This window comes from Streptomyces sp. HUAS 31 (assembly GCF_028198125.1).
Taxonomy (GTDB): Bacteria; Actinomycetota; Actinomycetes; order Streptomycetales; family Streptomycetaceae; genus Streptomyces; species Streptomyces chartreusis.
Genome location: NZ_CP116353.1, coordinates 1761905 through 1784777, shown reverse-complemented (window position 1 = coordinate 1784777; position 22873 = coordinate 1761905). Strand labels below are relative to the sequence as shown.

Below are 22873 nucleotides of genomic sequence, written 5' to 3'. Positions count from 1 at the left end.
CCCCCAGGCGCTACGGCGTGCACGCCCGCCCGTGAGGTCACCCCCGCACCCCATGGCTCAAAACAAACGCCGCGAGCCTCGAACGGGCCTCCACGACGGCGTACGCAAACCTCACGTCAGCCCCAGGCAACGCACACGCCACCGCCAGGACACGGGCCGAAAGGCATGGAGGAATCCGGCGGCAGCCCCTTGTGTTTCTCCGGTAGACGGCCCTCACATCGGCCTGAAGGCGATCCTGCGGCCCAGGATCGCTACCATGGGGTCTCCGGAGCCTGACCGGGGGACCCGGATCGCGCACGAGGAGTCCTCTTGCCAGACGAGGCCCAGCACCTGACCGCCGCCAAGCCCGAGTCCGCCTCGGCATCGGCGGCCAAGCCCGCGCCGAACGCGCCGCACGCGAAGAACGACTCGCGCGGGACGGTCGAGCATGCCCAGTCCGCGCCCGTCGACAAGCCGGCAGAACCGCCTCGTCCCAAGCCCGCCTCGTCGACGCCGGCGGTGCGCCCGAACACCGGCCAGCCCGCCCGCAGCGGCTCCTCCAACCGCGTCCGGGCCCGTCTCGCCCGCCTCGGCGTCCAGCGCTCCAACCCGTACAACCCGGTGCTGGAGCCGCTGCTGCGCATAGTCCGCAGCAACGACCCGAAGATCGAGACCGCCACGCTCCGCCAGATCGAGAAGGCGTACCAGGTCGCCGAGCGCTGGCACCGCGGCCAGAAGCGCAAGAGCGGCGACCCCTACATCACGCACCCGCTGGCGGTCACCACCATCCTCGCCGAGCTGGGGATGGATCCGGCCACCCTGATGGCGGGCCTGCTGCACGACACCGTCGAGGACACCGAGTACGGCCTCGACCAGCTCCGCCGCGACTTCGGCGACTCCGTCGCCCTGCTCGTCGACGGCGTCACCAAGCTGGACAAGGTCAAGTTCGGCGAGGCCGCGCAGGCCGAGACCGTGCGCAAGATGGTCGTAGCCATGGCCAAGGACCCCCGCGTCCTGGTCATCAAGCTCGCCGACCGCCTGCACAACATGCGCACCATGCGTTACCTCAAGCGCGAGAAGCAGGAGAAGAAGGCGCGCGAGACGCTGGAGATCTACGCGCCCCTCGCTCATCGCCTCGGCATGAACACCATCAAGTGGGAGCTGGAGGACCTCGCCTTCGCGATCCTCTACCCCAAGATGTACGACGAGATCGTACGGCTGGTGGCCGAGCGGGCACCGAAGCGTGACGAGTATCTGGCCATAGTGACCGACGAGGTCCAGCAGGACCTGCGCGCGGCCCGCATCAAGGCGACCGTCACCGGCCGTCCGAAGCACTACTACAGCGTCTACCAGAAGATGATCGTCCGCGGCCGCGACTTCGCGGAGATCTACGACCTGGTGGGCATCCGCGTCCTCGTCGACACGGTCCGTGACTGCTACGCCGCCCTCGGCACCGTGCACGCGCGATGGAACCCGGTCCCGGGCCGGTTCAAGGACTACATCGCGATGCCCAAGTTCAACATGTACCAGTCGCTGCACACGACGGTCATCGGCCCCAACGGCAAGCCGGTCGAACTCCAGATCCGCACGTTCGACATGCACCGCCGCGCCGAGTACGGCATCGCCGCGCACTGGAAGTACAAGCAGGAGGCCGTCGCCGGCGCCTCCAAGGTGCGTTCGGACGCACCGAAGAGCACCGGCAAGGACGACCATCTCAACGACATGGCGTGGCTGCGCCAGTTGCTGGACTGGCAGAAGGAGACCGAGGATCCCGGCGAGTTCCTGGAGTCCCTGCGCTTCGACCTGTCGCGCAACGAGGTCTTCGTCTTCACCCCCAAGGGCGACGTCATAGCGCTGCCGGCCGGTGCCACACCCGTGGACTTCTCCTACGCGGTGCACACCGAGGTGGGCCACCGCACCATAGGAGCCCGTGTCAACGGACGCCTCGTGCCGCTGGAATCGACCCTGGACAACGGCGACCTCGTGGAGGTCTTCACCTCCAAGGCGGCCGGGGCCGGACCGTCCCGGGACTGGCTGAACTTCGTGAAGTCGCCGCGCGCCCGCAACAAGATCCGGGCCTGGTTCTCCAAGGAGCGCCGCGACGAGGCCATCGAGCAGGGCAAGGACGCCATCGTCCGCGCGATGCGCAAGCAGAACCTGCCGATCCAGCGCATCCTGACCGGCGACTCGCTCGTCACGCTCGCCCACGAGATGCGCTATGCCGACATCTCGGCGCTGTACGCGGCGATCGGCGAGGGCCATGTCTCCGCACAGAACATCGTGCAGAAGCTGGTCCAGGCGCTCGGCGGCGAGGAAGCGGCAACGGAGGAGATCGACGAGTCGGTCCCGCCGACTCGCAGCCGCAGCCGCAAGCGCCGCTCCAGCGCCGACCCGGGCGTCATCGTCAAGGGCGTCGAGGACGTGTGGGTCAAGCTGGCCCGCTGTTGTACGCCCGTACCCGGCGACCCGATCATCGGCTTCGTCACGCGTGGTAGTGGTGTATCGGTTCACCGCAGCGACTGCGTCAACGTGGAGTCACTGTCCCGCGAGCCCGAGCGCATCCTCGAGGTCGAGTGGGCGCCCACGCAGTCCTCGGTCTTCCTGGTCGCCATCCAGGTCGAGGCCCTGGACCGCTCCCGGCTCCTGTCGGACGTCACCCGCGTGCTCTCCGACCAGCACGTCAACATCCTCTCCGCGGCCGTCCAGACCTCCCGCGACCGCGTCGCCACCTCCCGCTTCACCTTCGAGATGGGCGACCCGAAACACCTCGGCCACGTCCTGAAGGCGGTCAGGGGAGTGGAGGGCGTGTACGACGTCTACCGCGTGACGTCGGCGCGCAGCCGCTCGTAGCAGCGCTGTGGGACCAGACACGAGAAGGGCCCCGTACGTGACGTACGGGGCCCTTCTCGTCGTACCGGTGTCGGCTGCGGTCAGCCGCCGAACTCCTGGAGGCCCTTCAGGGCCTGGTCCAGCAGGGCCTGGCGGCCCTCCAGCTCGCGCTCCAGCTTGTCGGCCTTCGCGTTGTTGCCCTGGGCGCGGGCCTGGTCGATCTGGCCCCTCAGCTTGTCCACGGCGGCCTGGAGCTGGCCGGTCAGCCCCTCGGCACGCGCGCGTGCCTCCGGGTTGGTCCGGCGCCACTCGGACTCCTCGGCATCCTGGAGGGCCCGCTCGACGGCGTGCATCCGGCCCTCGACCTTCGGCCGGGCGTCCCGCGGCACATGGCCGATGGCCTCCCAGCGCTCGTTGATCGAGCGGAAGGCGGCACGCGCGCCCTTCAGGTCGCCGATCGGCAGGAGCTTCTCGGCCTCGCCGGCCAGCTCCTCCTTCAGCTTCAGGTTCTCCGCCTGCTCGGCGTCCCGCTCCGCGAAGACCGAGCTGCGGGCCGCGAAGAAGATGTCCTGGGCACCGCGGAAGCGGTTCCACAGGTCGTCCTCGTGCTCGCGCTGGGCACGGCCCGCGGCCTTCCACTCCGACATCAGCTCGCGGTAGCGCGCGGCCGTCGGACCCCAGTCCGTCGACCCGGACAGCGCCTCGGCCTCGGAGACCAGCCGCTCCTTGGTCTTGCGGGCCTCCTCGCGCTGCGCGTCCAACTGCGCGAAGTGCGCCTTGCGACGCTTGGAGAACGCCGAGCGGGCGTGCGAGAAGCGGTGCCACAGCTCGTCGTCGGACTTGCGGTCAAGGCGCGGCAGACCCTTCCAGGTGTCCACCAGGGCCCGCAGGCGCTCACCGGCGGCCCGCCACTGGTCGGACTGCGCCAGCTCCTCGGCCTCGACGACCAGCGCCTCCTTGGAGTGACGCGCCTCGTCGGACTGCTTGGCCCGCTGCTGCTTGCGCTCCTCGCGCCGCTTGTCGACCGTCTCGACCAGCTTGTCCAGGCGGGTCCGCAGGGCGGCCAGGTCACCGACCACGTGATGGGCGTCGACCTGCTCACGGATGTGGTCGATCGCGGTCTGGGCGTCCTTCGCCGACAGGTCGGTGGTCTTCACTCGCTTCTCGAGGAGGCCGATCTCGACAACCAGGCCCTCGTACTTGCGCTCGAAATAGGCCAGCGCCTCTTCAGGAGTGCCTGCCTGCCAAGAGCCGACAACCTGCTCGCCGTCGGCCGTACGCACGTACACGGTCCCCGTCTCGTCGACGCGGCCCCACGGGTCGCTGCTCACAGCGCCTCCTCCACATGATGCCTGCGAGGGGCTTCTGTTCCCCCGGGCATCGTCCACAGTTTCGTCACGGCCAACATAGGCGACCGGCGGGTTGCCTGTCCGCATCCCGCGCGACCGAAATTTCGCACTTGGCGGTCAGGATTTCGTGACCGTCGCCTTGTTGATCACGACCGTCGCGTTCGGTGCGCCGTCGCCCTGGCCGGTGCTCTCACCCGCGTCGGCAATCTTCTTGAGTACCTTCATGCCGGATTCGGAAACGGTGCCGAACGGTGTGTAGCTGGGCGGAAGCTGACTGTCCTGGTACACGAGGAAGAACTGGCTGCCGCCGGTGTGCTTCTGGCCGGTGTTCGCCATGGCCACCGTGCCCGCCGGATAGATGTTGTCCTTCAGGCTTTTGTCCTTCAGGTTCTCGTCCGGAATGGTGTAGCCGGGACCGCCCGTGCCGACGCCCGTCGGGTCGCCGCACTGGAGCACGTAGATGCCGTTGGTGGTGAGCCGGTGGCACTTGGAGTGGTCGAAGTAGCGCTTGCCGGCCAGGAACTCGAACGAGTTCACCGTGTGCGGCGCCGCCGACGCCTTCAGGTCGATGTCTATGTCACCGCAAGTCGTGGCGAGCTTCATCGTGTACTTCGCCGACTTGTCGACGGTCAGCTCCGGCTCCTTCTTCCAGGTCGCCGTCCTGACCTTGCCCTCGGCGGGCTTGTCGCACGGGTCCGGGGCCTTGCTGGTCGGGGTCGCGCTCGGCGTGACCTCGGCGCCCGCGTTCTCCTTGCCGTCGTCCCCCTTGAGGACGCCCGTCGTGTACAGCGCGAGGCTGCCGATGACGACCACTCCGAGCACCGACGCGATCACCGAGTTGCGCATGCGCGCCTTGCGTCGGGCGGACGTACGCCGCTGCTGCTGCCGCAAGAACTTCTCCCGGGCGAGCTGACGCCGCCGCTGTTCCTGGCTGACCACGGGGTTCTCTCCTCATGCGTCGTAAGTGTCGACCGGTACGCGTGTGTTCATTGAGCCGACCGCCTGCGTGTGCCCCGTACCGTATATGGGTTCGCTGAGGAATCGGCAGCGCCGGTAGGCTCTGACGTCAGGCGGAGTCCGCCGACAAACCACACGTGTCGACACAAACGAAGGACGATCGTGCTCATTGCCGGGTTCCCCGCCGGGGCCTGGGGGACGAACTGTTATCTCGTCGCCCCCGCCGCCGGTGAGGAGTGCGTGATCATCGACCCGGGCCACGAAGCGGCCCCCGGAGTCGAGGAAGCACTGAAGAAGCATCGGCTCAAGCCTGTCGCCGTCGTCCTCACCCACGGCCACCTCGACCACGTCGCCTCGGTCGTTCCCGTGTGCGGCGCGCACGACGTGCCGGCCTGGATCCACCCCGACGACCGGTACATGATGAGCGACCCCGAGAAGGCGCTCGGCCGCTCCATCGGCATGCAGCTCATGGGCGAACTGACCATCGGGGAGCCGGACGACGTCAAGGAGCTGACCGACGGCGCCCGGCTGGAGCTGGCCGGCCTGGAACTCACGGTCGCCCACGCGCCGGGCCATACCAAGGGGTCGGTGACCTTCGGCATGCCCGAGGCGGCGGACATCCCGCCGATCCTGTTCTCGGGCGACCTGCTGTTCGCCGGCTCCATCGGACGCACCGACCTGCCCGGCGGTGACATGGCCGAGATCCTCGACTCGCTGGCACGCGTGTGCCTGCCGCTCGACGACTCGACCGTGGTCCTGTCCGGCCACGGCCCCCAGACGACCATCGGCCGAGAGCGCGCCACCAACCCGTATCTGCGGCAGGTGGCCGCCGGCCCGGGAGCCCAGGAAGCTCCCCGACGAGGAATGTGACGAGACCTTCCGTGAGCACCTTCAAGGCCCCCAAGGGCACGTACGACCTGATCCCGCCGGAGAGCGCCAAGTACCTGGCGGTCCGTGAGGCGATCGCCGCGCCCCTGCGCAACTCCGGCTACGGCTACATCGAGACGCCCGGCTTCGAGAGCGTCGAGCTGTTCGCGCGCGGCGTCGGTGAGTCCACCGACATCGTGACCAAGGAGATGTACGCCTTCGAGACCAAGGGCGGCGACAGGCTCGCCCTGCGCCCCGAGGGCACGGCGTCGGTCCTGCGCGCGGCGCTGGAGGCCAACCTGCACAAGGCCGGCAACCTCCCGGTCAAGCTCTGGTACTCGGGCTCCTACTACCGCTACGAGCGCCCCCAGAAGGGCCGCTACAGGCACTTCTCCCAGGTCGGAGCCGAGGCGATCGGCGCCGAGGACCCGGCCCTTGACGCCGAGCTGATCATCCTGGCCGACCAGGCCTACCGCTCGCTCGGCCTCAGCGACTTCCGGATCCTGCTGAACAGCCTGGGCGACAAGGAGTGCCGCCCGGTGTACCGCGCGGCCCTCCAGGACTTCCTGCGCGGCCTCGACCTGGACGAGGACACCCGGCGCCGTATCGACATCAACCCGCTGCGCGTCCTCGACGACAAGCGCGAGTCGGTGCAGCAGCAGCTCACCGGTGCCCCGCTCCTGCGCGACTACCTGTGCGACGCCTGCAAGGCGTACCACGAGGAGGTCCGCGAGCTGATCACCGCGGCGGGCGTCTCCTACGAGGACGACCCGAAGCTGGTGCGCGGCCTGGACTACTACACGCGTACGACCTTCGAGTTCGTCCACGACGGTCTGGGCTCCCAGTCCGCGGTGGGCGGCGGCGGCCGCTACGACGGGCTGTCCGAGATGATCGGCGGCCCCGCGCTGCCGTCCGTCGGCTGGGCCCTCGGCGTCGACCGCACGGTCCTGGCGCTGGAGGCGGAGGGCGTGGAGCTCGAACTGCCCTCGGCCACCAGCGTGTTCGCGGTACCGCTCGGCGAGGAGGCCCGCCGGGTCCTGTTCGCCAAGGTCACCGAGCTGCGCAAGGTCGGCATCGCGGCCGACTTCTCCTACGGCGCCAAGGGCCTCAAGGGCGCCATGAAGAACGCCAACCGCAGCGGCGCCCGCTACACCGTCGTGGCCGGCGAACGCGACCTCGCCGAGGGCGTCGTCCAGCTCAAGGACATGGAGTCCGGCGAGCAGTCGGCGATCGGCGTCAACGAGATCGTGGCCGAGCTGGAAGCCCGATTGGGCTGATTCCGTTCACAGGGCGGGGACCGCACGGTCCCCGCCCTGTGACGCTCCGTCCGTGTCTTGAACTGAGCGCCTTTACCGGATTGCACGTATTTCCTTATACGCAGCGAACGGTGGGCACGCCTGCGTGTACGGCACAATGTGCCGTGTCCGGAGAAACTCCAAGTCTCAAGTGACGGAATCGGCGTGATGAGCAAGACGACAGTCAAAGACGTCTCCACCGAGCCCGAGTCGGAGCCTGCGGAGGCGGCACCGCGGTCGGTGGGCGGCAGCCGTGCCCTCGCCCTGATGCTGGTGATCACCGGCGCGGCGGGACTCCTTGCCGCGTGGGTCATCACGATCGACAAGTTCAAGCTGCTCGAGGCCAAGGTCGAGGGCAAGACCTTCACCCCCGGGTGCAGCCTGAACCCCGTCGTCTCCTGCGGCAGCGTCATGGAGAGCAAGCAGGCCGCCGCCTTCGGGTTCCCCAACCCGATGCTCGGCCTCGTCGCGTACGGCATCGTCATCTGCGTCGGCATGAGCCTGCTCGGCCGCGCCCGCTTCCCGCGCTGGTACTGGCTCACCTTCAACGCCGGCACCCTCTTCGGCGTGGTCTTCTGCGCCTGGCTGATGTACCAGTCGCTGTACAACATCAACGCGCTGTGCCTGTGGTGCTCGCTGGCCTGGGTCGCGACGATCATCATGTTCTGGTACGTGACCTCGTTCAACGTCCGAAACGGCTTCCTGCCCGCACCGAACTGGCTCAAGAGTTTCTTCGGCGAGTTCACCTGGGTCATGCCCGTGCTGCACATCGGCATCATCGGCATGCTGATCCTGACCCGCTGGTGGGACTTCTGGACCAGCTGAGCCCCCTGCCGGGGGCCGGGCGGGATTGTCAGTGCGGTGATTTAGGGTTTCCAGCGTGGAGCCCGACCTGTTCACCGCCGCCGCCGAAGACCGCCAGGAGAAGGACCCAGCCGGCAGTCCCCTGGCCGTGCGCATGCGCCCGCGCACCCTGGACGAGGTGGTGGGCCAGCAGCACCTGCTGAAACCGGGCTCGCCGCTGCGCCGACTCGTGGGCGAGTCCGGCGGCCCCGCCGGACCGTCCTCGGTGATCCTCTGGGGCCCGCCCGGTACCGGCAAGACCACCCTGGCCTACGTCGTCTCCAAGGCCACCAACAAGCGCTTCGTCGAACTCTCCGCGATCACCGCCGGCGTCAAGGAGGTCCGCGCGGTCATCGAAGGCGCCCGCCGCGCCACCGGCGGCTACGGCAAGGAGACCGTCCTCTTCCTCGACGAGATCCACCGCTTCAGCAAGGCCCAGCAGGACTCCCTCCTCCCGGCGGTCGAGAACCGCTGGGTGACCCTGATCGCGGCGACCACCGAGAACCCGTACTTCTCGGTCATCTCCCCCCTGCTGTCCCGCTCCCTCCTGCTCACCCTCGAACCCCTCACCGACGACGACGTCAGGGGTCTGCTGCGCAGGGCGCTGAGCGACGAGCGCGGCCTGAAGGACTCCGTCGGCCTCCCCGAGGACACCGAGGGGCACCTGCTGCGGATCGCCGGCGGCGACGCCCGCCGCGCCCTGACGGCCCTGGAGGCCGCCGCGGGAGCGGCCCTGGACCAGGACGAGAGCGAGATCAGCCTCCAGACGCTGGAGCAGACCGTCGACCGCGCCGCCGTGAAGTACGACCGCGACGGCGACCAGCACTACGACGTGGCCAGCGCCCTCATCAAGTCCATCCGAGGCTCCGACGTCGACGCCGCCCTGCACTACCTGGCCCGGATGATCGAGGCCGGCGAGGACCCCCGCTTCATCGCCCGCCGCCTGATGATCTCCGCCAGCGAGGACATCGGCCTCGCCGACCCGAACGCCCTGCCGATCGCGGTCGCCGCCGCCCAGGCCGTCGCCATGATCGGCTTCCCCGAGGCCGCCCTCACCCTCAGCCACGCCACCATCGCCCTCGCCCTGGCCCCCAAGTCCAACTCCGCAACGACGGCGATCGGCGCCGCGATGGACGACGTACGCAAGGGAATGGCGGGCCCGGTGCCCCCGCACCTGCGCGACGGGCACTACAAGGGCGCCGCCAAGCTGGGGCACGCCCAGGGGTACGTGTATCCGCACGACCTGACCGAGGGCATCGCCGAGCAGCAGTACGCCCCGGACGCCCTCAAGGACCGCGAGTACTACACGCCGACCAGGCACGGCGCCGAGGCGCGGTACGCGGACGCTGTCGAATGGACCAGGCAGCACCTCGGTCGCAAGCGGTCCTGAGCACCCTGTAAACTCGCTCGGAGTGCTGTGTCCCGTGCAGTCAGAACGGGACGGTCAGCCGGAACCCCCAGTGGGTTCCAGGAGCGTCGCGCACCGTTCGAATGGTGTCGCGGGCAGCCCACCACCTTCACGGTAGGTGGGCCACTCGCGTGCTGCACGTATGTGCCCAGACCAGGGGAGCGGCTGCCCACCCCGTCCACCAGGACGAGGAGGGTTTCCCCGGCTGCGGATGCGACCTCCGTCAACACCCTGACAAGCCGAACACTGAGAAATGAGAGATTGTGGCGAACCAGTCCCGCCCCAAGGTCAAGAAGTCGCGTGCCCTCGGCATCGCGCTGACCCCGAAGGCCGTCAAGTACTTCGAGGCCCGTCCCTACCCCCCGGGTGAGCACGGCCGTGGCCGCAAGCAGAACTCGGACTACAAGGTCCGTCTGCTCGAGAAGCAGCGTCTGCGTGCGCAGTACGACGTGTCCGAGCGCCAGCTCGTCCGCGCCTACGAGCGTGCCTCCAAGGTTCAGGGCAAGACCGGTGAGGCCCTGATCATCGAGCTCGAGCGTCGTCTCGACGCCCTGGTCCTGCGTTCGGGCATCGCCCGCACCATCTACCAGGCCCGTCAGATGGTCGTTCACGGCCACATCGAGGTCAACGGCCAGAAGGTCGACAAGCCGTCGTTCCGCGTCCGTCCCGACGACGTCGTGATGGTCCGCGAGCGCAGCCGCGAGAAGACCCTCTTCTCGATCGCCCGTGAGGGCGGCTTCGCCCCCGAGGGCGAGACCCCGCGCTACCTCCAGGTGAACCTCAAGGCCCTGGCGTTCCGCCTGGACCGTGAGCCGAACCGCAAGGAGATCCCGGTGATCTGCGACGAGCAGCTCGTCGTCGAGTACTACGCCCGTTGATCCTTCAGCGGTCGTAGGACACCTGCGCCTCAGCCCGTCGTCTCCCCGCCCTTGCGGGTGGGGGAGGCGGCGGGCTTTCGCATGTCCGGGGCCGCCTTGGCCGGCCGGACCGATCCCCGGGGCGCAGGCAGCGCCTCCGCCTGTCGCCGCCCGAGCGCCCGCTGCACCGCCTCCTCACGGCCGAGCGCCGCGCCCTGCCGTACGCACTCCTCGTACGGCTCGTCGCCGAGCCGCTCCCGCGCCGCCGTCTCGCACAGCTCGTGCGGCGCGTTGAAACTGGCCGAGCCGAACAGCGGCAGTCCGACCGACGGCCACATCCCCGCCGCCGCGCCCTGGAGCACCGCGGCCTCCGCCGAGTCGCCCTCCGCCCCCGTGACCAGGGCCAGCAGCTCCACGGCCAGCACCGAGCCGAGCAGGTCACGGAAGGAATGCGCGTTGCCGAGGCACTCGGTCAGCAGGCTGCGGGCGCCGGACAGATCGCCGTCGGCCCAGGCCGCGTACGCCAGGACGTACAGCGCGTACGAGCGCGCCCAGCGCTCGCCGTGGTCCTCGCACACCTGCCGGACGTCCTCGCACAACCGCACCGCGTCCGGCAGATCGCCCCGGAACGCCCGCGCCATCGCCAGCTCGATCTGGCCCATCAGCACATTGCTGTTGAGCTCGCCGATCTCCTGATAGCGGGCCAGCGCCGAGCTCAGCAGCGTCTCCGCACGCTCCATGTCGTCCGACAGCAGCGCCAGACAGCCCGTGCGGTGCTCGGCGTACGCCACCGCCGTGGGGTCGGCGGCACGTTCCGCCTCCTCCCGGCACTCCAGCAGCGTCCCGAGCGCGGGCACCGAGTCGCCCTGGAGGATCGCCACATAGCCGAGCACCCACAGAGCCTTCAGCCGGGACCGCTCATGACCGCTGTCCAGCGCCACCGCCTGCTCCAGCCAGTGCCGCCCCTCCGAGAGCCGGCCGCAGCCGACCCAGTAGAACCACAGGGAGCCCGCGAGGTAGTGCCCCAGATGCGCCTCGTCCGGCTCGCTCAGGCAGTACCCCAGGGCGCAGCGCAGATTCGGCAGCTCCGCCTCGACACGGGCGGCCACCTCGTCCTGCCGCGGCGAGAACCACTCCAGCTCGCACCAGGTCGTCAGGCCCAGGTACCAGTCGCGGTGCCGGCGCCGCAGCCGGGCCGCGTCCCCGGTGGCCTCCAGCCAGTCGGCGCCGTAGGCCCGGATCGTGTCCAGCATGCGGTAGCGCACACCGGACCCGCTCTCCTCGCGTGCGACCACGGACTGCGCGAGGAGCTGCGAGAGCACGTCGAACACGTCGTCGGAGTGCAGACCCTGGCCGCCGCACACGTACTCGACCGCCTCCAGGTCGAACCGGCCCGCGAACACCGACAGCCGCGCCCACAGCAACCGCTCCTCGGGTGTGCACAGTTCATGGCTCCAGCCGACCGCCGTACGCAGCGTCCGATGGCGGGACGGAGGACCCCCGGGGATCGGGCGGGAGTGCGCTGGAGCGTCCGGCGCGCCGTCGGTCAGCAGCCGGAACCGGTCGTCCAGCCGCTCCAGCAGCTGCCCCGGCGACAGCATCGGCAGCCGCCCCGCGGCCAGCTCGATCGCTAGCGGGATCCCGTCCAGACGACGGCACAGCTCCCTTACGTCGGCGTCGTCCCGTACGGCCAGCCCGTGCTGTGCCGCCCGCTCCACGAACAGCCGCACGGCCTCGCCATCGCCAAGCGGTGCCAGCGGAAGGAGCTGCTCGCCCGCGACGCCCAGCGGCCTGCGGCCCACCGCGAGCACCCGCAGCCCCGGCACCCGGCGCAGCAGATCCGTCACCAGCTCCGCGCAGGCGTCCAGCAGGTGCTCGAATCCGTCCAGGATCAGCAGCAGTTCACGGCCGCCCAGACGGTCCAGCAGCGTCTCGCGCGGCAGCCGCGTCGTGTGGTCCGTCAGGCCCAGGGCCTCCACGACCGCGTAGTCGAGGAACTCCGGATCCCGAACCGGCTCCAGCTCCACGTGCCACACGCCGTCGCCGGGCGCGCAAGCCGAGGCCGCGCGCGCCGCCAGCCGTGACTTGCCGACGCCGCAGGCACCGGTCACCGTCACCAGCCGAGCTGCGCCGAGGGCCTCGGCCAGGGCGGCCAGTTCGGCCGAGCGGCCCACGAACGTGCTGAGTTCCAGGGGCAGATCGACGGATTCGGGCAAGTGGGGGCGCTGTTGATCCCGCATGGAATACGGAGCGTACTGAAGCGTGTTCGGTCCGTACAATCGCTTCTCGCGACCCGGCCCCGCGCGGGCGGTAATCCGGTGCGGATCGGCGCCCCCGGCGCGATAGGCTCGGTGCACGACTTTTTCGATGTAGACCGATGTAGAGGCACGTTTCAGGGAGCGGGTGCACACAGTGTCCGGTGGAGAGGTTGCCGGGATCCTGGTGGCCGTCTTCTGGGCGATTCTGGTCTCCTTCCTCGCCGTCGCCCTGGCGAGGCTGGCCCAGACGCTCAAGGCGACCACCAAACTCGTCGCGGACGTGACCGACCAGGCAGTCCCGCTCCTGGCAGACGCCTCCTCGGCGGTGCGCTCCGCGCAGACCCAGATCGACCGGGTCGACGCGATCGCCTCGGACGTCCAGGAGGTCACGTCGAACGCCTCCGCGCTGTCGACCACCGTGGCCTCCACCTTCGGCGGCCCCCTGGTCAAGGTCGCGGCCTTCGGCTACGGCGTGCGCCGGGCCCTCGGCGGCCGCAAGCAGGAGGACGTGCCCGCGAAGTCGCCCCGGCGTACCGTGATCGTGGGCCGGACGGTCCCCACCGCACGCCGCAAGCGGAAGTAAGGACTGAGACCGAGCGATGTTCCGCCGTACGTTCTGGTTCAGCACGGGTGTCGCCGCCGGTGTCTGGGCCACCACCAAGGTCAACCGCAAGCTCAAGCAGCTGACCCCGGAGAGCCTCGCCGCGACCGCGGCGAACAAGGCCCTGGAGACCGGTCAGCGCCTGAAGGACCGCGCGGTGGGATTCGCGCTCGACGTCCGCGACAACATGGCCCAGCGGGAGGCCGAGCTGGAGGACGCGCTCGGGATCCAGGACAACCCCGAACTCCCCGCGCCCCGGCGGTACACCGCCATCGAGAACAACCGCAGCAACCCGAAGTACGTCGACAACCAGACGTACTCGTACAACCGGAATGAGGACCACTGATGGAGTCGGCCGAGATTCGCCGCCGCTGGCTGAGCTTCTTCGAGGAGCGCGGGCACACCGTCGTCCCTTCGGCGTCGCTCATCGCGGACGACCCGACTCTGCTCCTCGTCCCCGCCGGCATGGTGCCCTTCAAGCCCTACTTCCTGGGTGAGGTCAAGCCGCCGTTCGACCGTGCCACCAGCGTGCAGAAGTGCGTGCGCACGCCGGACATCGAAGAGGTCGGCAAGACCACCCGGCACGGCACGTTCTTCCAGATGTGCGGCAACTTCTCCTTCGGCGACTACTTCAAGGAAGGCGCCATCAAGTACGCCTGGGAGCTGCTCACCAGCCCCCAGGACAAGGGTGGTTACGGTCTGGAGCCGGAGAAGCTCTGGATCACCGTCTACAAGGACGACGACGAGGCCGAGCGCATCTGGCACGACGTCGTCGGCGTGCCGAAGGAGCGCATCCAGCGCCTCGGCATGAAGGACAACTACTGGTCCATGGGCGTCCCCGGCCCCTGCGGCCCCTGTTCCGAGATCAACTACGACCGCGGCCCCGAGTTCGGCGTCGAGGGCGGCCCCGCCGTCAACGACGAGCGGTACGTGGAGATCTGGAACCTCGTCTTCATGCAGTACGAGCGGGGCGAGGGCATCGGCAAGGACAACTTCGAGATCCTCGGCGAGCTCCCCAGCAAGAACATCGACACGGGCCTCGGCCTCGAGCGACTCGCCATGATTCTGCAGGGCGTGCAGAACATGTACGAGATCGACACCTCCATGGCCGTCATCGACAAGGCCACCGAGCTGACCGGTGTCGCCTATGGCGACGCCCACGGCTCGGACGTCTCCCTGCGCGTGGTCACCGACCACATGCGTACGTCCGTGATGCTCATCGGCGACGGCGTCACCCCTGGCAACGAGGGCCGCGGCTACGTGCTGCGCCGCATCATGCGCCGCGCCATCCGCAACATGCGCCTGCTCGGCGCCACCGGCCCGGTCGTCAAGGACCTCATCGACGTCGTCATCGGCATGATGGGCCGGCAGTACCCCGAGCTCATCACCGACCGCGAGCGCATCGAGAAGGTCGCCCTCGCCGAGGAGAACGCCTTCCTCAAGACGCTGAAGGCCGGCACCAACATCCTCGACACGGCCGTCTCCGACACCAAGGCCACGGGCTCCACCGTGCTGGCCGGCGACAAGGCCTTCCTGCTCCACGACACCTGGGGCTTCCCGATCGACCTCACCCTGGAGATGGCCGCCGAGCAGGGCCTCTCCGTGGACGAGGACGGCTTCCGGCGCCTGATGAAGGAGCAGCGGGAGCGCGCCAAGGCCGACGCCCAGGCCAAGAAGACCGGCCACGCCGGCGCCGGCGCCTACCGGGAGATCGCCGACAAGACCGGCGAGACCGACTTCATCGGCTACGGCGACACCGAGGGCGAGTCCACCGTCGTCGGCATCCTCGTCGACGGCGCCTCCTCCCCGGCCGCCACCGAGGGCGACGAGGTCGAGATCGTCCTCGACCGCACCCCGTTCTACGCCGAGGGCGGCGGTCAGATCGGTGACACCGGCCGCATCAAGGTCGACACCGGTGCCGTGATCGAGATCCGCGACTGCCAGAAGCCGGTCCCGGGCGTCTACGTCCACAAGGGCGTCGTCCAGGTCGGCGAGGTCACCGTCGGCGCCAAGGCCCACGCCTCGATCGACTCGCGTCGCCGCACGGCCATCGCCCGCGCCCACTCGGCCACCCACCTCACCCACCAGGCCCTGCGCGACGCCCTCGGCCCGACGGCCGCCCAGGCCGGTTCCGAGAACCAGCCCGGCCGCTTCCGCTTCGACTTCGGTTCGCCCTCCGCCGTCCCGACGGCCGTGATGACCGACGTCGAGCAGAAGATCAACGAGGTGCTCGCCCGCGACCTCGACGTGCACGCCGAGGTCATGGGCATCGACGAGGCCAAGAAGCAGGGCGCCATCGCCGAGTTCGGCGAGAAGTACGGCGAGCGCGTGCGCGTCGTGACCATCGGCGACTTCTCCAAGGAGCTGTGCGGCGGCACGCACGTGCACAACACCGCCCAGCTCGGCCTGGTCAAGCTGCTGGGCGAGTCGTCCATCGGCTCGGGCGTGCGCCGTATCGAGGCCCTGGTCGGTGTGGACGCCTACAACTTCCTCGCCCGTGAGCACACGGTGGTCGCCCAGCTCCAGGAGCTGATCAAGGGCCGTCCGGAGGAGCTCCCGGAGAAGGTCTCCGCCATGCTCGGCAAGCTGAAGGACGCCGAGAAGGAGATCGAGAAGTTCCGCGCCGAGAAGGTGCTCCAGGCCGCCGCCGGTCTCGCCGAGTCGGCCAAGGACGTGCGCGGCATCGCCGTCGTCACCGGCCAGGTCCCGGACGGCACCACGCCGGACGACCTGCGCAAGCTGGTCCTCGACGTGCGCGGCCGTATCCAGGGCGGACGTGCCGCCGTGGTCGCCCTGTTCACCGTCAACAACGGCAAGCCGCTGACGGTCATCGCCACCAACGACGCCGCCCGTGACCGTGGCCTCAAGGCCGGTGACCTGGTCCGTACCGCCGCCAAGACCCTCGGCGGCGGCGGTGGCGGCAAGCCGGACGTCGCCCAGGGCGGCGGCCAGAACCCGGCCGCCATCGGCGACGCCGTCGACGCCGTCGAGCGGCTCGTGACGGAAACGGCCAAGTGAGCGAAGACACACACGCGAGTGGCGACGGCCGGGGCATGCGCCGCGGCCGTCGTCTCGCGATCGACGTGGGCGACGCCCGTATCGGCGTCGCCTCGTGCGACCCCGACGGGATCCTCGCCACCCCGGTGGAGACGGTCCCGGGCCGGGACGTTCCCGCAGCTCACCGCCGCCTGAAGCAGCTCGTCGAGGAGTACGAGCCGCTTGAGGTCGTCGTCGGCCTGCCCCGCTCCCTGAAGGGCGGCGAGGGCCCGGCCGCGGTCAAGGTCCGCGGCTTCGCGCAGGAACTGGCGCGCATGATCGCGCCCGTACCGGTCAGGCTCGTGGACGAGCGGATGACGACCGTGACGGCCAGTCAGGGACTGCGCGCCTCGGGCGTGAAGTCGAAGAAGGGCCGCGCCGTGATCGACCAGGCAGCTGCCGTGATCATCTTGCAGCAGGCGCTCGAATCCGAACGGGTGTCAGGTAAAGCTCCGGGCGAGAGCGTCGAAGTGGTTATCTGATCGCGATACGGTAACGTTCCGCGCGATGCGCCGGTGTTCGAACAGCTGGCGCACAAAGAGAGGCGGGACGGAAGCCGGATCTGCAGCAGCCGGGCGACCGCCGCCTCGCGGCTCTAGGGGATCGATGACTGAGTATGGCCGGGGCCAAGGCTCCGAACCGTGGCATCCGGAGGACCCGTTGTACGGGGACGGCGGATGGGAAGGCCAGCAGGCCCACACGGGCCAGCAGGCTGCCTACGGCGGCCAGCAGCACTATCCGCAGCAGCCGCAGCAGCAGCACTACGACGAGTGGGGCCACGGCCAGCAGGACGCGTACGGTCAGCAGCAGTACCAGCAGCAGGGTCAGGCGCAGCAGTACCCGCACCAGTACGACCAGCAGCAGTACCCCGGACATCAGCAGCAGCCGCAGCAGTCGTACGACAACAACGGCTGGGCCACCGGCCCCCATCAGCACGCCCAGTACCCCAACCACCCGGACCCCTACGGGCAGCAGGCCGCGGCGTACGGCGGTGAGCAGGCCGACTACTACGGCACTCCCGACGCCTATCCGCCGCCGGAGCCGCCGAGCCGGCGGCAGGCCGAGCCCGAGCCGCCGCAGACCGACTGGGATCCCGGCCCCGACCAGGGCGAACACGCCTTCTTCGCGGGCGGCGACGATGACGACGACTCCGACGACGACTCGGGGGACGGCCGCGGGGAGCGCCGGTCCCGGGGCGGCAAACCCAAGAAGCGGCGCAGTGGGTGCGCCTGTCTGGTGGTGTCCCTCGTCTTCGCGGGCGGTGTGGGCGGAGTCGGATATTTCGGATACCAGTTTTACCAGGATCGTTTCGGCTCGGCGCCGGACTTCGCCGGGGACGGCACGGGCGAGACCGTCACCGTGGAGATCCCCAAGGGCGCCCTCGGCAACGAGATCGGCCAGCGGCTCAAGCAGGCCGGTGTCGTCAAGAGTGTCGACGCGTTCGTCGCCGCCCAGTCGCAGAATCCCGACGGGAAGTCGATCCAGGCCGGCGCCTATCTCCTGCACAAGGAAATGTCCGCCGAGAGCGCCGTCGAGATGATGCTCGACCCGAAGAGCCAGAACAATGTCCTGGTAAAGCCGGGCGAGCGGAATGTGACCGTCTACAAGGCGATCGACGAACAGCTGGACCTTTCGGCCGGCACCACGAAGAAATTCGCCGAGAAGGATTTCAAGAGCCTCGGACTGCCGAGTTGGGCGAACGACAACAGCGAGATCAAGGATCCGCTGGAAGGATTCCTCTACCCGGGCACCTATCCCGCCGCCAAGGGCATGAAGCCGGAGACGGTCCTGAAGGACATGGTGTCCCGGGCCGCGAGCAAGTACAAGTCGCTCGACCTCGAGGCCAAGGCCAAGGCGCTCAAGCTGGACAGCCCGTTGCAGGTCATCACGGTCGCCAGCCTCGTCCAGGCCGAGGGCAAGACCGACGACGACTACCGCAAGATGGCGGAGGTCGTCTACAACCGCCTCGACCGCGCGAACCCCGAGACCTACGGACTGCTGCAGTTCGACTCGACCTTCAACTACCTGAAGGGCGAGAGCAACATCAATATCAGCGAAGACGAGATCAACAGCAATCAGGACCCGTACAACACGTATACGCAGAAGGGTCTTCCGCCCGGACCGATCGGCAATCCCGGCGACGGTGCGCTCAAGGGGACGCTGAATCCGACCGATCAGGGCTGGTACTACTTCGTCGCGGTCGACGGCGTGAGCAAGACCGAATTCGCCAAGACGCACGACGATTTCCAGAAGCTCAAGGACAAGTTCAATGAGAGCTCGGGCAACTGACGCCCGCCGGGCCGCCGTACTCGGCAAGCCCATCGCCCACTCCCTCTCCCCGGTGCTGCACCGCGCCGCCTACGAGGCACTCGGGCTCGTGGACTGGTCGTACGACCGGTTCGAGGTCGACGAGGCGGCGCTGCCCGGGTTCGTCTCGGAACTCGGCCCCAAGTGGGCGGGGTTGTCCCTGACCATGCCGCTCAAGCGGGCGATCATCCCGCTGCTCGACGGGATCAGCGAGACGGCGGCCTCGGTGGAGGCCGTCAACACCGTCGTCCGTACCGAGGACGGGCGGCTCGTCGGCGACAACACAGACATCCCCGGCATGGTCGCCGCGCTGCGCGAACACGGCGTCGACCAGGTCGAGTCGGCAGCGATCCTCGGCGCCGGCGCCACGGCCTCCTCCGCGCTGGCGGCACTCGCGCGCGTCTGCACCGGCGAGGTCGTGGCGTACGTGCGCAGCGAGGCCCGCGCCGCGGAGATGCGGCAGTGGGGCGAGCGGCTCGACGTCGACGTCCGCACGGCCGACTGGGCGGAGGCGGACCGGGCACTGCACGCGCCGCTGGTGATCGCGACCACCCCCGCCGGTACGACGGACGCCCTCGCGGCCGCCGTACCTGAGCGCCCCGCCACCCTGTTCGACGTGCTCTACGACCCCTGGCCCACCTCCCTCGCGGCGCGCTGGTCCATGTTCGGCGGAGCCGTCGTCAGCGGACTCGACCTGCTCGTGCACCAGGCGGTGCTGCAGGTCGAGCAGATGACCGGCCGGGTTCCGGCGCCCCTGGAGGCCATGCGAAAAGCGGGCGAGCGGGCTCTCGCGAACCGCTAAGATCCGCTGAGTTCCGCAGGGGGCGGAGAGGATCTAGGGGGAGTAGAAGCAGTGTCCACTGGTGTGCCGCTGGCGTCCGGCAAGAGCGAAATATTCGAGATCGTCCTGCAATTCATGCCGGACTGGGTGCAGATTCCGGTGCTCGTCCTGGTGATCCTGCTCGTCGTCGGATCCTGGGTCTTCAAGATCAAGCGCAAGATCGACCGGCGTCGCGCCGCACGTCAGGCGCAGGCCGTGCCGACCGCCCAGCCGGGGCACCGGCACGGGCAGGGCCGCGGCGCCGACTACCTGGGCCCGTACGCCCCGCAGCAGCAGGCACAGCCGCAGCCGGCGCAGCCCAGCGGCGCCGACTTCCTCGGTGCGTACGCCCCGCAGCAGCCGCAGGGCAACACCCCGGCCTGATCGCCGCCCGTGGTCCGGCACCGTCCATTTTCCGTCCGCCTGGTGGACCGGCGGCCGGGGACCGGTGCCGGACGTGGGAGGATCGAAGGTGGCGGGCCGGGGCCGCGCACCTGGTCGCGCCGTCGACGTACGCGAGGACACGTGTACGCAGGGCAGTACCAGGGCGCGAGCACTGAGGAGCACCGTTGAGCAGGTTGCGCTGGCTGACCGCGGGGGAATCCCACGGTCCCGCACTCGTGGCGACGCTGGAGGGTCTTCCCGCCGGCGTGCCGATCACCACGGAGATGGTGGCGGACCACCTGGCCCGGCGCCGGCTCGGTTATGGACGCGGTGCGCGGATGAAGTTCGAGCGCGACGAGATCACCTTCATCGGCGGCGTCCGGCACGGCCTCACCCTCGGCTCCCCGGTGGCGATCATGGTGGGCAACACCGAGTGGCCCAAGTGGGACCAGGTCATGGCCGCCGACCCGGTCGACCCGGAGATCCTCGCCGGCCTCGCCCGCAACGCCCCGCTGACCCGCCCGCGCCCCGGCCACGCCGACCTCGCGGGCATGCAGAAGTACGGCTTCGACGAGGCCCGGCCGATCCTGGAGCGCGCCTCCGCGCGTGAGACCGCGGCCCGTGTCGCCCTCGGCGCCGTCGCCCGGTCGTACCTGAAGGAGACGGCCGGCATCGAGATCGTCAGCCACGTCGTCGAGCTGTGCTCCGTGAAGGCCCCGCAGGGTGTGTACCCGACGCCGGCCGACGTCGAGAAGCTGGACGCCGACCCGCTGCGCTGCCTCGACGCGGACACCTCGAAGGCGATGGTCGCGGAGGTCGACCAGGCCCACAAGGACGGCGACACCCTCGGCGGTGTGGTCGAGGTGCTCGCCTACGGCGTCCCCGTGGGCCTCGGCTCGCACGTGCACTGGGACCGCAAGCTGGACGCCCGCCTCGCCGGCGCCCTCATGGGCATCCAGGCGATCAAGGGCGTCGAACTCGGCGACGGCTTCGAACTGGCCCGGGTGCCGGGTTCCAAGGCGCACGACGAGATCGTGAACACCCCGGAGGGCATCCGGCGCGTGTCCGGCCGCGCCGGCGGCACCGAGGGCGGCCTCAGTACCGGTGAGCTGCTGCGGGTGCGCGCCGCGATGAAGCCGATCGCGACCGTGCCCCGGGCCCTGCAGACGGTCGACGTCACGACCGGCGAGGCCACGCAGGCCCACCACCAGCGCTCCGACGTCTCCGCGGTCCCGGCCGCCGGCATCGTCGCCGAGGCCATGGTGGCGCTCGTCCTCGCGGACGCGGTCGCGGAGAAGTTCGGCGGCGACTCGGTGACCGAGACCCGCCGCAACGTCGTGTCGTACCTCGACAACCTCGCGATCCGATGAGCGCAGCGCCTGTGGTGGTGCTGATCGGGCCGATGGGCGTGGGCAAGTCCACGGTCGGACAGCTGCTCGCCGAGCGCCTCGGCGTGGGTTACCGGGACACCGACGACGACATCGTGGCCGAGCAGGGCCGGACCATCGCGGAGATCTTCGTCGACGAGGGCGAGCCGGTCTTCCGAGCGATCGAGAAGCAGGCCGTGCAGCGGGCGCTGACCGAGCACGACGGCGTCCTGGCGCTGGGCGGCGGCTCGATCCTGGACGAGGACACGCGCGCGCTGCTGCTCGGGCAGCGGGTCGTCTACCTCTCGATGGACGTCGAGGAGGCGGTCAAGCGCACCGGCCTGAACGCCGCCCGCCCGCTGCTCGCGGTCAATCCGCGCAAGCAGTGGCGCGAGCTGATGGAGGCCCGCCGCCATCTGTACGAGTCGGTGGCCACGGCGGTCGTCGCCACCGACGGTCGTACGCCCGAAGAGGTGACTCAAGCCGCCCTGGACGCACTGGAGTTGAAGGACGCATGACTGAGGCAGTGACGCGGATCCAGGTCGGCGGTACCGCGGGCAGCGAGCCGTACGAGGTCCTGGTGGGCCGTCAGCTCCTGGGCGAGCTCGGCGGGTTGATCGGGGCGCGGGCCAAGCGGGTCGCCGTGATCCACCCGGAGGCGCTGGCCGAGACCGGCGAGGCGCTGCGGGCCGATCTGGCCGAGCAGGGCTTCGATGCGGTCGCCATCCAGGTGCCGAACGCCGAGGAGGCCAAGACCGCCGAGGTCGCGGCTTACTGCTGGAAGGCCCTCGGGCAGTCCGGGTTCACCCGCTCCGACGCGATCGTCGGCGTCGGCGGCGGCGCGACCACCGACCTCGCCGGGTTCGTGGCCGCGACCTGGCTGCGCGGGGTGCGCTGGATCGCGGTCCCCACCACCGTGCTGGCCATGGTGGACGCGGCCGTCGGCGGCAAGACCGGCATCAACACCGCCGAGGGCAAGAACCTCGTGGGTGCCTTCCACCCGCCGGCCGGCGTGCTGTGCGACCTGGCCGCGCTGGACTCCCTGCCCGTCAACGACTACGTCTCCGGTCTCGCGGAGATCATCAAGGCCGGTTTCATCGCCGACCCGGCGATCCTGGAGCTGATCGAGGCCGACCCCGAGGCCGCGCGCACCCCGGCCGGCCCGCACACCGCCGAGCTGATCGAGCGCTCGATCCGGGTCAAGGCCGAGGTCGTCTCGTCGGACCTCAAGGAGTCGGGCCTGCGGGAGATCCTCAACTACGGCCATACGCTCGGCCACGCGATCGAGAAGAACGAGCGCTACAAGTGGCGGCACGGCGCCGCGGTCGCCGTCGGTATGCACTTCGCCGCCGAACTGGGCCGTCTCGCCGGGCGGTTGGACGACGCGACGGCTGACCGGCACCGCACGATCCTCGAATCGGTGGGCCTGCCGCTCACCTACCGATACGACCAGTGGCCCAAGCTGCTCCAGACGATGAAGGTCGACAAGAAGTCCCGCGGCGACCTGCTGCGCTTCATCGTCCTGGACGGTCTGGCCAAGCCCACCGTCCTGGAGGGACCGGACCCGGCCGTGCTGCTCGCCGCGTACGGCGAAGTCGGCCAGTAAGTCCACCGAATCACCGTTCCGTCCGATTCGCCTGTGGCGATGGGCACTTCAGACCGCCACCGGCCGTTCACCAAACGGCGGCCGGGGGCGGTACCGTTCGGTAGGGGGCG

The 22873-nt window shown here is 69.6% G+C and carries 19 protein-coding genes; 16 read left to right on the top strand and 3 right to left on the bottom strand.

The features are described from left to right. Positions 1–309: 309 nt before the first annotated feature. Positions 310–2829, top strand: a complete 2520-nt coding sequence (locus PGH47_RS07695; RefSeq protein ID WP_107909359.1) for a RelA/SpoT family protein — start codon at positions 310–312, stop codon at positions 2827–2829. An 80-nt stretch (positions 2830–2909) separates the two neighbouring features. Here PGH47_RS07695 and PGH47_RS07690 read toward each other — a convergent pair whose 3' ends face one another. After that, positions 2910–4139, bottom strand: coding sequence for a DUF349 domain-containing protein (locus PGH47_RS07690; protein ID WP_126898333.1), 1230 nt, complete (start codon positions 4137–4139; stop codon positions 2910–2912). 135 nt (positions 4140–4274) lie between these two features. Beyond that, entirely contained in the window at positions 4275–5096 is an 822-nt protein-coding gene (locus tag PGH47_RS07685) for a peptidylprolyl isomerase (RefSeq protein WP_126898334.1), read from the bottom strand. A 180-nt stretch (positions 5097–5276) separates the two neighbouring features. On the opposite strand from PGH47_RS07685, the gene PGH47_RS07680 reads away from it, so the two are divergent. The 5 genes from PGH47_RS07680 (at position 5277) to rpsD (ending at position 10405) form a co-directional block, all read left to right on the top strand. Beyond that, the gene (locus tag PGH47_RS07680) at positions 5277–5984 is read left to right on the top strand and encodes an MBL fold metallo-hydrolase (RefSeq protein WP_271662807.1); all 708 of its coding nucleotides are present in this window, start codon (positions 5277–5279) and stop codon (positions 5982–5984) included. Positions 5985–5995: 11 nt separating this feature from the next. Continuing rightward, on the top strand, positions 5996–7258 hold the full coding sequence (gene hisS / locus PGH47_RS07675; protein ID WP_271662806.1) for a histidine--tRNA ligase: 1263 nt from the start codon (positions 5996–5998) through the stop codon (positions 7256–7258). A 186-nt stretch (positions 7259–7444) separates the two neighbouring features. Then, the gene (locus PGH47_RS07670; protein WP_107909364.1) at positions 7445–8101 is read left to right on the top strand and encodes a vitamin K epoxide reductase family protein; all 657 of its coding nucleotides are present in this window, start codon (positions 7445–7447) and stop codon (positions 8099–8101) included. 55 nt (positions 8102–8156) lie between these two features. Then, positions 8157–9509 carry a replication-associated recombination protein A gene (locus tag PGH47_RS07665; RefSeq protein WP_271662805.1) on the top strand — a complete coding sequence of 451 codons (1353 nt, stop codon included), beginning with the start codon at positions 8157–8159 and terminating at the stop codon, positions 9507–9509. Between the two features lie 281 nt (positions 9510–9790). Beyond that, entirely contained in the window at positions 9791–10405 is a 615-nt protein-coding gene (gene rpsD / locus PGH47_RS07660) for a 30S ribosomal protein S4 (protein ID WP_015661793.1), read from the top strand. A gap of 29 nt (positions 10406–10434) precedes the next feature. Here rpsD and PGH47_RS07655 read toward each other — a convergent pair whose 3' ends face one another. After that, entirely contained in the window at positions 10435–12624 is a 2190-nt protein-coding gene (locus PGH47_RS07655; RefSeq protein WP_271662804.1) for an ATP-binding protein, read from the bottom strand. A 163-nt stretch (positions 12625–12787) separates the two neighbouring features. On the opposite strand from PGH47_RS07655, the gene PGH47_RS07650 reads away from it, so the two are divergent. The 10 genes from PGH47_RS07650 (at position 12788) to aroB (ending at position 22763) form a co-directional block, all read left to right on the top strand. Further along, a complete protein-coding gene (locus PGH47_RS07650; RefSeq protein WP_093745335.1) occupies positions 12788–13225 on the top strand; it encodes a DUF948 domain-containing protein in 438 nt (145 codons plus the stop codon). Between the two features lie 16 nt (positions 13226–13241). Further along, positions 13242–13589 (top strand): hypothetical protein, encoded by a 348-nt coding sequence (locus PGH47_RS07645; protein WP_030952626.1) that lies wholly within the window; start codon positions 13242–13244, stop codon positions 13587–13589. Then, positions 13589–16261 (top strand): alanine--tRNA ligase, encoded by a 2673-nt coding sequence (alaS, locus tag PGH47_RS07640; RefSeq protein ID WP_271662803.1) that lies wholly within the window; start codon positions 13589–13591, stop codon positions 16259–16261. The genes PGH47_RS07645 and alaS overlap by 1 nt, the downstream gene beginning before the upstream one ends. Before the next feature lie 35 nt (positions 16262–16296). Beyond that, positions 16297–16761, top strand: coding sequence for a Holliday junction resolvase RuvX (gene ruvX, locus PGH47_RS07635; RefSeq protein ID WP_030952630.1), 465 nt, complete (start codon positions 16297–16299; stop codon positions 16759–16761). 124 nt (positions 16762–16885) lie between these two features. Continuing rightward, entirely contained in the window at positions 16886–18568 is a 1683-nt protein-coding gene (gene mltG / locus PGH47_RS07630; protein WP_271662802.1) for an endolytic transglycosylase MltG, read from the top strand. Then, the gene (locus PGH47_RS07625) at positions 18549–19388 is read left to right on the top strand and encodes a shikimate dehydrogenase (RefSeq protein WP_271662801.1); all 840 of its coding nucleotides are present in this window, start codon (positions 18549–18551) and stop codon (positions 19386–19388) included. The genes mltG and PGH47_RS07625 overlap by 20 nt, the downstream gene beginning before the upstream one ends. A 51-nt stretch (positions 19389–19439) precedes the next feature. Next, positions 19440–19790, top strand: a complete 351-nt coding sequence (locus PGH47_RS07620; protein ID WP_271662800.1) for a hypothetical protein — start codon at positions 19440–19442, stop codon at positions 19788–19790. A 185-nt stretch (positions 19791–19975) separates the two neighbouring features. Then, a complete protein-coding gene (gene aroC / locus PGH47_RS07615; protein ID WP_107909370.1) occupies positions 19976–21160 on the top strand; it encodes a chorismate synthase in 1185 nt (394 codons plus the stop codon). After that, the gene (locus tag PGH47_RS07610) at positions 21157–21675 is read left to right on the top strand and encodes a shikimate kinase (RefSeq protein ID WP_271662799.1); all 519 of its coding nucleotides are present in this window, start codon (positions 21157–21159) and stop codon (positions 21673–21675) included. Before aroC ends, PGH47_RS07610 begins: the two co-directional genes overlap by 4 nt. Further along, the gene (gene aroB / locus PGH47_RS07605; protein ID WP_271662798.1) at positions 21672–22763 is read left to right on the top strand and encodes a 3-dehydroquinate synthase; all 1092 of its coding nucleotides are present in this window, start codon (positions 21672–21674) and stop codon (positions 22761–22763) included. The genes PGH47_RS07610 and aroB overlap by 4 nt, the downstream gene beginning before the upstream one ends. Positions 22764–22873 lie beyond the last annotated feature (110 nt).